We start from the raw sequence: 11,588 nt of genomic DNA, 5'->3' as shown, positions 1-11,588 counted from the left end.
GCGCTTGCTTGGCGCGGCACCTCGAGTCTCGGTGACGTCCGAACCCGATCGGGGACGACACCGGACGACGGAGGGAATCACCATGTCACGACAACGAAAAGCGGTCCGGATCCGCTCCGGGCCGCCACCGGAAGAGTTGACGGCGACGGACAACTCGCGGCTGTGGCTCACCAGGGCCGCGCTGGGCCTCGCGGGTCTCGCGCTGGTGGGGATCACGGCGTTCCTGCTCGGTCACCAGCAGGGAGCGGACTCGGTGATCGGCGCCTTGCAGAGCAAGGGCATCCAGACGGTGCCGAACCAGCCGGACACCAACCCGCCCGGCGAGCAGGACCAGGTCCCCGTCGACGAGGCGCCGGTCGAGGACGGCACCAACGAGCAAGCGCCGGCGGAGCAGGAAAAGCCGGCCAGCCCCGACTCGGGCGTCGAGGCGGTCGACGCGGAGGACAGCGGCACCGACGAGGACTCGGGCGCGGTCGAGGTCAGCGGCACCCTGTCAGTCGGTGTCCCCTCAGACGTCGCGCCGGACGCCCCGGTTGCCGTGCACGTGTCGGCGACTATGCCCGTCAGTGACAGCAGCGCGGCGGAGGCTCCGTCCGAGCCGGTCGGTTCGCCGGAACCCGACGCGCCGGTCATGTCCGTGGACACCGAAACGACACAGCCGGAAACCGCGCGGCTGGAACAAGAACTCGCGGAACTGGCCACACAACGGCAGGTCGCCGCGGCGCCAGAGGCCCGATCCGAGCTGTACGCGCAGACGGAGCCCGCCGAGTTGCGCGCGGCCCCGCCGGTGGCGGAACCGAGGCTCCACAGCGTCGACCCGAAGCAGGTGGCGCCACAGTCCGGCACCGCCGTACCGGGCCGGGTCGAACCGCAGGAGATCGGCACGAACACCGTCAGCACGATCGGCGCGAACGAGGTCGTCCTGGTCGCCGGCGGCTGAGCCGGGGAGGAGCCCGCACGGCCACGTTCCACCTCGGCCGTGCCGGCTCTGCTCCACCTCATCCACGGGAGGCACTTTGCCGTGCCCTGACACCGAAAACCGCACACCGACCTCATGGAGGCGACATGCGAACACTCGTCAAAACCACCACCGCGGGACTCGGATTCGTGGTCGCCGCGGCAATCGGCGTGGCCCTGCTGGGCTCGAAAGCCGACCAGCCGGCCGTCAGTACCGCGCTGGAGCTGGTCGCCGCCACCGACTCCGCGGACCCGAAGACCCGCGAGGAGATCGTCCGCATCGCCGAGCGGGAGCTGAACGGCAAACACAAGGTCGAAGGCGCGAACAACTGCAACTACTACAGCGGCAAGATGGGCGGCTCGAACTGCCAGGCCTGGTGTGCCGACTTCACCCGCTACGTGTGGGATCAGGCGGGCGTGAAGATCACGGGCACCAACTCGGCGGCCAACAGCTTCCGCAGCTACGGCATGGCCAACAAGACCTGGAAGAACGGCCCGAGCGCCAAGAGGGTCAAGCCCGGTGACGCGGTGACGTACCGCCTGAACTCCGGCGGCGTCAACGACGACCACGTCGGCATCGTCACGAAGGTCGACAACAGAACCGGCAAGATCACGGTCATCTCCGGCAACAGCGGCACGAACAGCGACCGGATCTCGAAGCGCGTCATCCTCGACCCGAAGTCCACCGACATCACCGGCTACGCCTCGCCGGTCGGCAAGAAGGCCACGAAGCCCAGCGGCGACACCGCCAAGACGCGGGCCAAGGCCCAGAGCAAATCCAGCCGGTCCGACCGCACACCGGCCCGGCCCAGCGAGACCTCCGGCCAGGCCGAGCCCTACGTGGCCGAGAACTACGCGTTCGTCACCGGCCGGTGACCCCGTACCACATCCCGTTACCGACAAGGAGGAAACACGTGAACCGCTCTGTCCTCAAAACACGCACCACACGCCTGGCGCTCGCCATGACCGCGCTCCTGGGAGTGGTCGCGCTGCCCCCGGCGCTCGCGAGCCCCGACCGCACCGCCGACGTGGACCTCGTCGCCGCCGAGTCGAACGTCTGCAAGGACGTCGTGCTGGTCGCCTACGTCCAGCTCCCTGACAAATCCAGGCCTACGAACATCGCGTCCGTGCCGTACCGCGTGCGACCGTGCGGCAACCAGCATCCCGGATCGTGGGTGGCGTTCACCAGCGCTCCCACCATGACCGCGCCCGGCCAGGCCCTTGCCTTCGAACTGCAGGGCATCGACGTCCGGCTCGACGGTGTCGGAGCGAACAGCAAGACCGAGTCCTCGGCGCACTACAAGGGCGTCGTCAAACTGACCCAGAAGATGGCGAACGTGCCGCTGCTGCCGCTCGCTCCGCTGACGCTGCGCACGATCACGCTGGCGATCAGGTTCACCGTGTACCACCAGAAATCGGGTGGCAAGACCAAGGGCACGAACGTGAAGCTGCCCAACTTCATCAAGGTGGACTCCATCTGGAGCAGCCATCCGGATCTGGTCAAGTTCGACTGGCAGAAGAAGGGCTACGTCCGCTGAGCACCCGCGGCGCCAGCGGTGGTCTGCCGCTGGCGTTCGGCTCCGGCCAAGGACGACCAAGCCGATCCCGGCGTGTCACGGGCGGTTGCGGGGAGAACGTGCTGTGGTTCTGATCGATCGCCAGCGTCCGATCGACTGCGGGAACCGCCCGCTGAGCGCACCCCCTGCGGACACGTCTTGCAGCTATACCCTTCGTACCGGGATCGGTCGAGGCTGACGTGGCTGGAGGGCGTCTTCCACGACGGCTCCACGGGCGAGCCGGCGGAGGTGCATCACCTGGTCGAGAGAGCCCGGCACACCAGCAGCGAGCAGGACGTCGATCTCGCCATGTAGCTCCTGGTCGGCGCGGCGCGCAGGGGTGCGGTGGCGCGACCCCGGTGGGAGTCTCCGGCACGAGATCGTCGAAAGCGGCACAGGGCAGCCCCTGCCCTTGGGCGAAGGCCAGCGGCTGCAGCAGATCCCGGGCCCGCTGGGTAAGGTACTTCTGGGTGGCTCACACTCTCCTACGGGACCTGCTTCTTCTTGCGCTAGACGCTCCACCCACGCGGAGTCATCACGGGTGATCGTGACCTCGGAACCGTCCAAAGTGGTCACGGTGACGAGACGCGCGATCACGGCGACGGGCTGTCGCGCCACATGCGCCAACCGGCCGCACACGCAGCCAATGCACTCGATACCCGTCGCCGCAACAGCCGCCAGTGGCGCCGGCCACCCCAGACGCTGGCTGAACAGTTGGAACTGCCCCCACCGGGCACCGACCATCGCCAGCACGATCAGGACCACGATCACCCGGTCTGCCAGCCACCCCAGTCACGCGCGCCGACCAAGCCGCCGCCGCACCCGCCGCTGTTCGGCCTTGCGGTCCCGGCGCTCTGCCCCCTTAAGGCTCGTCGCTCTTTCGTCTCTGCAGCCGAGCTACGGCCCGCCTTGGCCGACTATCAAACACACTCGGCAGGATGGCTGCATGCATCCATCCTTGCGCAATGTCCGCTCATCGGCAGAAGCGGACGTTGGCCAGGAGGCCGTCAGCGGCATGACAGGGCGTTGGTGCATGTCCTGGGCAGTCCGCTGCGGCGTTAGTGGTCGCCCCGACGCAACGACCGCCCACAGCGAGATCTGACTGGCCTGCGCAACCCACGTGCTGTGTGACTCCCAGGCGATCGCGACCACCGGGCGCACCAATGCGGCTGTCAATGGCGCGCGAATTTTGGATCTGGCACGGTTTCCGTGATGACCGTCTGTAGTTGATCATGTTGTGTGTTGATCACGGAGTTGCTCGGTGTCGTGTTCCCTCAGCTGCTCGGCGTGCGGATCGAGCGGGTGTTCACCGCTGGCCGGTCGGTGCGGATCCAGGCGAGCACTCAGGACCAGGACGTCGCGTGTCCGGCCTGTGGATTCGTGGCGCGCCGGGTGCACAGCCGTTACGAGCGTCGGCTGTCGGACCTGATGGTCGGTGGCCGCGAAACGCTCATTCAACTGCGGGTACGGCGCTTGTTCTGTGGCAATCAGGACTGCTCACGTGCGACGTTCGTCGAGCAGGTTGCCGGGCTGACCACCAAGTACGGTCGGCGCAGCGTCGGGCTGGGTGAGGCGCTGCGACGCATCGCACTGGCACTCGGCGGCCGCGCCGGCACGCGCCTGGCCGCCCACCTCGCCACCCACGTGAACCGGATGACTCTGTTACGGCTGCTGCGGGCACTGCCGGACCCGCTGACCAGTGCGCCGACGGTGCTGGGCGTGGACGACTTCGCGCTACGACGCGGGCATGTGTACGGCACGGTGCTGGTCGATATCGAATCCGGGCGCCGATCGACGTGCTCGGCGATCGCACCGCCGAGACGCTGACCGCATGGCTGCAGGCGCATCCGGGAGTGCAGATCGTGTGCCGGGATCGCGCTGGCGCCTATGCCGAAGGCGCCCGCCTCGGTGCCCCGGAGGCGGTGCAGGTGGCTGATCGGTGGCACGTCTGGAACAATCTCGCCGCCGCGGTCGAGCGCACTGTCGCCCAGCATCGAGTCTGTCTGCAACCGGAGCCCACTGCGACGACTCCGCCTGAGGTGCAGCCCGTCGCCGCGCCGCGGGCACCGCTGGCGGACGCCGCCTTATCTGAAACCGATGGTGGACGGTCCGATCGGATCGCGGTGCGCACGCGGGAGCGGTACGCCGCGGTGCAACGGCTGCGCGGCAAGGGACTCAGTGTCCGCGGCATCGGAGCTGAACTCGGCCTGGCCAGAGGAACGGTGCGCCGGTTCGTGCGCGCCGGCACGGTGGAGGAGTTGCTGGCCAACGATGGCACCGGCCGCCGGCCGAGCCTGCTCGACGAGTTCAAGCCTTATCTGCATCAACGGTGGAACGCGGGCTGCACCACCGCGACGCTGCTGTTCGAGGAGATCAAGGCCCAGGGCTTTCGCGGCCAGTGTCAGGTCCTGCGTGACTACCTGCGTCCTTTCCGTGTCAGCGCACAGGTTCCCGAGCCCGCGCCTACCGCGCCGAAGGTCCGCCGGGTCGTGGGCTGGATCATGACCAAGCCCGAGAACATGGCCGACGACGACCAGCGGCAGCTGGACCAGATCCTGGGCCGAAGCCCAGAACTGACTGCGCTGGCAGGACATGTGCGCTCGTTCGCCACGATGATGTGCACCCTGCGCGGCGATCGTCTCGAGGAGTGGATGGCCGCGGTCGACGCCGACGCCCTGCCCGCGTTGCGCTCATTCGTGATCGGCTTGCGACGCGACCAGGACGCCGTCACCGCGGGACTGACACTGCACTGGAACTCCGGCCCCGTCGAGGGACACGTCAACCGCATCAAGATGCTCAAACGCCAGATGTACGGACGAGCCAACTTCGATCTTCTCCGCAAGCGCATCCTGCTCGCTGACTGACGCCGCAACCTGGCAGTTCACGGAAACCGTGCCAGATCCAGTTTTCACGCGTCGCCGACAGCGGCCTCACGGTGATGACCAGTGGCATCGACCGGACCGGCGAAGGCTGTCGGGATTGCATAGCGTGCGGTTGAAACGAATGTGCACTATTACGCTATGACGTTCTGGCGGCATGCTCATCTCATTGTGATCTTCCTGGTGGTGTCGGCCGAGAAGTCGCCTGATTCGCATACCCGCTTCAGGACGGGGCCTACGCGGGCGACCACGTCTCGGCCGTTCGCGGTGGCCTCGGCGCCCAGCGATGTGCGCTGCTTCCAGCGAGGTCGCCGGTCGCGAGGCTCCAATCTCCGTATTTCTCGGCGATCGACAAAAATTATGAAATTCTCTCCGAGGCCTAAATCGGCACCGCCAACTGATCCCGGTGTTGAATGGACGACTGAGTGTCCGAGCCGCAGGCACCCGTATGACCGCAAGCTCACTGGGACGATCGGCCGGCTCGTCAAAAATTCCCTGCCGAGTGGGTCAAACCTGGCGCTTGCCCTCTACCTATTAGGTGGATGTCGCAACACTTCGACTGCTGCTTTGCTGTCTTGTCGAACGACAACCACGCGAAGGAGCGATATCGATGAACGCGACGTTCCGACCGATCAAGGCAGCCGCCGCTGCCCTGCTGACACTGGCCGCGATCCTGCTGCCACCAGCGGCCCCGGCGATGGCGGCACCGGTGACGATTCGGAACATCGGCACCGCGGACTGCCTGGATCAGCACTACAACTCCAGCAACCAGCCGACCACCACCGTGTACGTCTGGCCTGATCCGTGTCACTTCGTCGGCAACCAGCAATGGACGTTCGAATTCGTCGGCGGAGGCAACAACTATCGAGTGATCAACGCTCGCAGCGGCTGGTGCCTATCCGCACCGAATGGCGCAGGCAGCCGGGTCTTCACAGAGTTCTGCGTCAGTCCACTGCCGAACAAGCAGAAGTGGACTCCCGTGCTCAACTCGTTCGGGTCCAACCTGCTCGTCAACGCGCTGTCCGGGCAGTGCTTGCGGCAGAGTGGCGCGGACGCGTACGTCGCGGCCTGCGATGAGAACACCACGACCCAGCGCTGGTACTGGAGCTGACCAATCAGTCGACGAACAGCATTGCGGCTACTGCCTCCACTGTCAGCCGGCTGACCACGATGGCGCTGACGACGATGGCACTGACGCTCTTCCTCCTGCACCCGGACCTACTCGTCACGAACTTTGCGGTGTACGTGCTGTCCCGTTTGCTTTGATGTGGCTGGCGCGCAAGGAGTTGCGCGAGAATCCGGCACGTGACCTGGCCCATGCAGGCCACGTGCCGAATCCTCGCGCGGCTGCTCGTCAACGCCGGCGACCGCTTCGTGACCATGCTGGTGAGCGATCGCAACCACGGCCGCCGTGGCGGGCCCGCGCCGCGGTAGGTCCTGCGGTTCCAGACAAGTACCTCGACGGCCGGGCCGCCGCCGCAGTCCTCGGCGCCGACCTGCCCGATACCACCAGTGACCGAGAGGAGTGATCACCCTGTTTCGCCGCCTCCGCGCTGCCGCTGGAAACGCCTTCCACGCCGTCACGCGCCGCGCGCCTAGCCCGCCCCGTGGCCGTTCCGGAAGCACGCGCGGCGCAAGCTCGTCGGCCGTGTGACCGATGTGGTCGACGGCAAGCTCCACGTGCAGTCGCGGGAGGGCGAGGTGAAGCTCGACGCGGCCCACACATGGATCGAGTCCAACCTGGCCAACTTTCAGACAGTGCTCCGGAAGGCGTGCGGGCGGTCGTACGAGCGCGATCTGGTCGCGCTGGACGGCAAGATCGCCGCGTTCAACAACGCCGAACGGCGCATCGCGGACACGGACAGGATCGCGAACGCACTGCTGGACCGCGGACCGCTCGACGTCGCGGCCGGGATGACGGCACACCTGGCCAAGCCGCTGCGGTTGAAGGGCAACCAGCATCCGCACGTGCGCACGTTGAGCGAGCCGACCTTCGTGTTCGACCAGTCCGGGGACAAGACGGATCGGTACCTGGAGGATGGACTGAATAGGTTCGGTCCTTTCGACACGGAGTCGTTCACCCCGAAAGCACCGATGATCGCCGTGGTGGTTCCCCGCCAGTTCCAAGGCCGCGTGGAGACCTTCCTTACGAGGTTTCGCGACGGTGTCCGCGGTTCGAAGGCATTCCCCGAAGGGTTCGTCCGGAAGTTCCGCCTGACCGACTGCACCTTCACCTCACCGGCTTCGGGCGGCGACGTGCAGGATGCGAGCGCCTACAAGCGTGCCCGCCTGAGCGCGCTGGAGGCCAAGGAGAAGATCGACCTCGCGTTCGTCTTCACCAGCGCTGCCCAGGAACACCTGGCGGGCAACGAGAGTCCCTACCTGGTGTCCAAGTCGACCTTCATGAGCCAGTCGATAGCGGTCCAGGAGTTCCAGGTCGAGAACATCACGGACAGCCAGAGCATCGCGTACCCGCTGAGCACAATGGCGCTCGCCGTCTACGCCAAGCTGGACGGGACGCCGTTCGCGATCAAGGAGAACGGCAGCCGACGAGGCGAGAGCTGATCCTCGGCATCGGCAGCGCACAGGTGTTCGAGGACCGGTTGGGCAAGGGGGAGCGTGTCGTCGGGATCACTACCGTCTTCAACTCCGACGGCACCTAACTCGTGTCGAACGTGTCCAGGGAAGCGCCGTATGAGCAGTATCCGAAGGCGCTGCAGGACGCGCTCCGGGTGTGTCTCACCGAGGTCAGGAGGCGCCAGGGGTGGAAGTCCAACGACTTCATCCGGCTGGTCTTCCACGTCTTCAAACTCCTGAAAGACGAAGAGGCCCAAGCCATCAAGGAGCTCGTCCCGGGGGTTGACGTCAGATTTCGCCGGTGTCGAGTTCGCGTTCGTGACTGTCGTCGACGACCACCCGTGGATGATCCTCGACGAGAACTCCAAGGGGGTGAGCGCGGGGCGGGGCAGCAAAGGGAAGTGCGTGGCACGACGCGGTTTCGCCGTACCGATCAGCAAGAGTGAGATGCTGGTGACGGTCAAGGGACCGCGAGAGATGAAGAGCGAGTCGCAGGGCGCGCCGAAGCCGTTGCAGCTCAAGCTGCACCGCGAGTCCACGTTCACCGACATCGACTACCTGGCCGGACAGCTCTTCAGGTTCACGGCGATGTCCTGGCGGAGGCCGTACCCCTCGACGAAGCCGGTGACCATCCTGCACTCCGACCTCATCGCCGGCTTGTGCCGTGATCGCCGTACGCGTCCGTTCAGGGCCGTTGACCTGCGGTTTGATGCCGTTGGGCGCAGTTCAGGTCGATCCGAGGACTCCTTCTGTGTGAACTATGGCACCGATACTGCGCTGACCTGCGGAAACGAGACTCCTGCAGGTCGGCGCGGTTCCGTTCAGGTCCATTGAGGACAGTTCGGGCACGTTGAACGCACGGAGTTGCTCCCAATCTGCTCCCACTCCGTGCTCCCAAGGCTCATCGGCTCTGTCCGTCTGAGGTCGGCGTGCGAGCACGACTACCGCGAACTCAAAGAAGGACTCGGCCTGGACCACTCCGAAGGCCGCGCCTGGCTCGGCTGGCACCACCACGCCACCCTCGCCGCCGTCGCCCAGGCCATCTGCACCTAGCTCCGCCGCACCCCAAAAGCCCCTGCGGAGGCCTGAGCTTCTACGCGGTCCTGCGCGAACTCCAGGCCCTACTCGCGGTCTGGACAGGCGTCTGCCACACCTGCCGGGCGGCATCGTCAGCTTGAATGCCCGGTCTCGCCGAACTCGAACTGGGCCGACTTCCCAGCTGTGTAGGCGGCCTGAAGGCGCGGCGTTGCGTGGCCAAAGCTTGGGTACAGCAGGTGGTCCTCGGGTAGGTCGTCGCCGCGGTATGGGCACCACCCGATCTGGCCGTGGACCTTTAAGATGATCCGGCCGCAGAGGCTGCAATCCGTCCACCACCAGGGCGAGGTGCCGGGCTCTGCACCTTCTTGAGGAATGATCATGTAGGCAGTGGGTCCGAAGCCAAGCTCCCATTTGGCAGGCCCGGTGAGGAAAGGTGCCCACCCGATGTCGTCGACCCAGCGGTACTCCGGCACATGGTCCACGAACTCGCTGAGGCTCATGTTGGTCAAGCTGGCTGGGGCAGGCAAGTCCACCTCGCCGAAGTAGATGCAGGTCCGGAGACCCGTTCCAGTGCTTAGCGCCTGCGCCTTGCGGACCTCGACGTCGGTCGGGAACTCGCCCTTCACCTCGAGCCACATCGCCAGCTCGGTGTTCGGGTAGAGCTGGAAGTCGGGTAGATACGCTCCGGCATCACCGAGGCTGAAGCCCTCGGGCTCGTAACGCCATGGGATACCGAGGGTGTCGAAGAAGACCGCCCACCTGGCCTCCCGGCGGGACCTGAACCGGTAGCCGGCGTAGCGAGTCTTGATCGGGGTGATTCGCCCCATGGACCGTCTCCTCGAGATAGGTAAGAGGTCGCGCAGATTGGGTGGGGCGGCCTCACCCGCTATGAGGAGCAGGCACGGGCTTGGTGATCACGAAGCTGAATACGATTCTTGATCACCATAGGTGTGCCTGCGCGTTGCCATCATGGCTGACTGCCACACCGTGGGACCAGTTTGGCGCGCTGATCCCACTTCGACCAGTGATCGATCCCACCCGTCCGCTGGGCGGCCACCGGCGCCGGATCTCGGATCGGATCGTGTTCGAGAAGCTCGTCCAGGTGTTGCGGTTCGCTGTTCGTACGAGGCGATAGCCGACACCACGTGCTCGGCGTTCACGATCCGCAACCGACGCGACGAATGGATCAAAGCCGGATTGTTCACCCAGTTCAAGCAGATCGCGCTGGAGGCGTACGACCGCATGGTGGGCCTGTTGCTGGAGAATATCGCGGTGGACGGGTGCATCACCAAGGCTCCAGGCGGTTCGCGCGCCGCCCACCCAACAGCGGCGGACTCCTCCACACCAGCGCACCCGCACTCCCACTCGGCGGCTACGAAATCCGTGTCACCGGAACCCATCCCGGCTCACCCATCATGCCCGTCACCGCCCCGATTCTCGTCTGGGACCGTGCAACCGCCGCTGTCTGAAGCCCCGGCACGTACCCGTACGGCGTCCGCTCATCGGCATGAGCGGACGTTCGGAGCAGAGAGATGTGGTCACGTCGCCTGCTCCTGGAAGTAATAAGCACTCACCTGTGTCGTGATCGCCGTACGTGTCCGTTCAGGGCCGTTGACCTGCGGTTTGATCCCGTTGAGCGCAGTTCAGGTCGATCCGAGGACTCCTTCTGTGTGAACTATGGTGATGAGATCGCGCTGACCTGCAGAAATGCGACTCCTGCAGGTTGGCGCGGTTCCGTTCAGGTCCATTGAGGACCGTTCAGGCATGTTCAACGCACGGAGTTGCTCCCAATCTGCTCCCACTCCGTGCTCCCAAGGCTATTGCTCTGTTCGCCTAAGCCTTCCCTCACTGCCTGAACAACTCCAGCGATGAAGATGGAAAGCAGGACCAGCACGTACACGACCTTCAGGGTGAAGCGGACCGGCCCGTCCCCGGCAACATCGGTCCAACCGATAAGCGGTGCGATGACCGGCTGGTCTCGATATGCACGTGGTTCAGATCACATGCGCGGCACTCCCGACCGCGAGGGTGTCTTCCACGACAACGCCGTGCAGTGTTCGGTATGCACACATTGGTGCAGGCCATGATCCGCTCAGGAGAGCGGGCACACCCAACGTGGTGCATCCAGCCTCTAGCCCGGAAAGTGCTCAGGCTCTGACCGACCTCGTGCGTTGGATCCGTCGTCTGCCGGAGCCTCTGGGCGTGAGCTTCAGCGAAGCGTGAACAGGCCCACCTGGTCGATCTGCGGACCGAGCGACGCAATACCGGCGGAGAGCGGCTCGCCAATCCGACTGCCTCTCCGGTTGGCCAAATCTGACGCAGTACATGTCAGGCCTATCCCACAGGACGGGACGAATTGCCTTGCCTCGGCCGCAAACACGAACGCTGAGCGCATTCGGGCAGGTGTCGCCTACCTCGCCCGCAAGGCCGCTGAGGAGCGTCCAGAATGGGTCGAACAAACTCGGACCGGCACGCGAAGGCGTCGCCTAGTGTCTCGTGATCCTGTTGGTTTTACTTTGCGTTGTTGTCGACCAGCTTCTTGACGGTGGTCTGGACGACGCGGACCTTGGCCAGGATCTCG

The 11,588-nt window shown here is 65.6% G+C and carries 12 protein-coding genes and 1 pseudogene; 12 read left to right on the top strand and 1 reads right to left on the bottom strand.

Translation table 11 applies throughout. The features are described 5' to 3' along the window. The first annotated feature begins 82 nt into the window (after positions 1-82). The 11 genes from ABZ345_RS07160 (at position 83) to ABZ345_RS07110 (ending at position 9,022) form a co-directional block, all read left to right on the top strand. Complete coding sequence (locus tag ABZ345_RS07160) at positions 83-940, top strand: hypothetical protein (RefSeq protein ID WP_359843882.1); 858 nt, start codon at positions 83-85, stop codon at positions 938-940. 125 nt (positions 941-1,065) lie between these two features. After that, positions 1,066-1,833, top strand: coding sequence for a CHAP domain-containing protein (locus tag ABZ345_RS07155; RefSeq protein ID WP_359843881.1), 768 nt, complete (start codon positions 1,066-1,068; stop codon positions 1,831-1,833). Positions 1,834-1,871: 38 nt separating this feature from the next. After that, the gene (locus ABZ345_RS07150) at positions 1,872-2,495 is read left to right on the top strand and encodes a hypothetical protein (RefSeq protein ID WP_359843879.1); all 624 of its coding nucleotides are present in this window, start codon (positions 1,872-1,874) and stop codon (positions 2,493-2,495) included. Between the two features lie 177 nt (positions 2,496-2,672). Beyond that, positions 2,673-2,828 (top strand): hypothetical protein, encoded by a 156-nt coding sequence (locus ABZ345_RS07145; protein ID WP_359843877.1) that lies wholly within the window; start codon positions 2,673-2,675, stop codon positions 2,826-2,828. Positions 2,829-3,755: 927 nt separating this feature from the next. Then, positions 3,756-4,340, top strand: coding sequence for a transposase family protein (locus tag ABZ345_RS07140; protein WP_359843875.1), 585 nt, complete (start codon positions 3,756-3,758; stop codon positions 4,338-4,340). Continuing rightward, positions 4,310-5,377, top strand: coding sequence for an ISL3 family transposase (locus ABZ345_RS07135; RefSeq protein ID WP_359843873.1), 1,068 nt, complete (start codon positions 4,310-4,312; stop codon positions 5,375-5,377). The genes ABZ345_RS07140 and ABZ345_RS07135 overlap by 31 nt, the downstream gene beginning before the upstream one ends. Before the next feature lie 625 nt (positions 5,378-6,002). Then, a complete protein-coding gene (locus ABZ345_RS07130) occupies positions 6,003-6,503 on the top strand; it encodes an RICIN domain-containing protein (RefSeq protein ID WP_359843871.1) in 501 nt (166 codons plus the stop codon). Between the two features lie 194 nt (positions 6,504-6,697). Then, positions 6,698-6,826 carry a hypothetical protein gene (locus ABZ345_RS07125; protein ID WP_359843869.1) on the top strand — a complete coding sequence of 43 codons (129 nt, stop codon included), beginning with the start codon at positions 6,698-6,700 and terminating at the stop codon, positions 6,824-6,826. 216 nt (positions 6,827-7,042) lie between these two features. Next, positions 7,043-7,957: a hypothetical protein gene (locus ABZ345_RS07120; protein ID WP_359843868.1), complete on the top strand. Its 915-nt coding sequence runs from the start codon at positions 7,043-7,045 to the stop codon at positions 7,955-7,957. Between the two features lie 357 nt (positions 7,958-8,314). Continuing rightward, positions 8,315-8,803 (top strand): hypothetical protein, encoded by a 489-nt coding sequence (locus ABZ345_RS07115; protein ID WP_359843867.1) that lies wholly within the window; start codon positions 8,315-8,317, stop codon positions 8,801-8,803. 54 nt (positions 8,804-8,857) lie between these two features. Beyond that, positions 8,858-9,022 (top strand): hypothetical protein, encoded by a 165-nt coding sequence (locus ABZ345_RS07110; RefSeq protein ID WP_359844478.1) that lies wholly within the window; start codon positions 8,858-8,860, stop codon positions 9,020-9,022. Between the two features lie 116 nt (positions 9,023-9,138). On the opposite strand, the gene ABZ345_RS07105 is transcribed toward ABZ345_RS07110, so the two are convergent. Next, positions 9,139-9,834, bottom strand: a complete 696-nt coding sequence (locus ABZ345_RS07105; RefSeq protein ID WP_359843865.1) for a hypothetical protein — start codon at positions 9,832-9,834, stop codon at positions 9,139-9,141. A gap of 104 nt (positions 9,835-9,938) precedes the next feature. On the opposite strand from ABZ345_RS07105, the pseudogene ABZ345_RS07100 reads away from it, so the two are divergent. Continuing rightward, a pseudogene (locus tag ABZ345_RS07100) lies at positions 9,939-10,324 on the top strand (transposase); the annotation flags it as partial. Positions 10,325-11,588 lie beyond the last annotated feature (1,264 nt).

Origin of the sequence: Lentzea sp. NPDC005914, assembly GCF_040629405.1 — a bacterium.
Taxonomy (GTDB): domain Bacteria; phylum Actinomycetota; class Actinomycetes; order Mycobacteriales; family Pseudonocardiaceae; genus Lentzea.
The sequence above is the reverse complement of the archived record's forward strand: the minus strand, read 5'-3'. Positions and strand labels throughout refer to the sequence as shown.

Coding starts and splice junctions, on each gene's coding strand:
- ABZ345_RS07105 (WP_359843865.1), bottom strand. CDS start 9,834: ATGGGGCGAATCACCCCGATCAAGACTCGCTACGCCGGCTACCGGTTC.
- ABZ345_RS07115 (WP_359843867.1), top strand. CDS start 8,315: ATGATCCTCGACGAGAACTCCAAGGGGGTGAGCGCGGGGCGGGGCAGC.
- ABZ345_RS07155 (WP_359843881.1), top strand. CDS start 1,066: ATGCGAACACTCGTCAAAACCACCACCGCGGGACTCGGATTCGTGGTC.
- ABZ345_RS07130 (WP_359843871.1), top strand. CDS start 6,003: ATGAACGCGACGTTCCGACCGATCAAGGCAGCCGCCGCTGCCCTGCTG.
- ABZ345_RS07160 (WP_359843882.1), top strand. CDS start 83: ATGTCACGACAACGAAAAGCGGTCCGGATCCGCTCCGGGCCGCCACCG.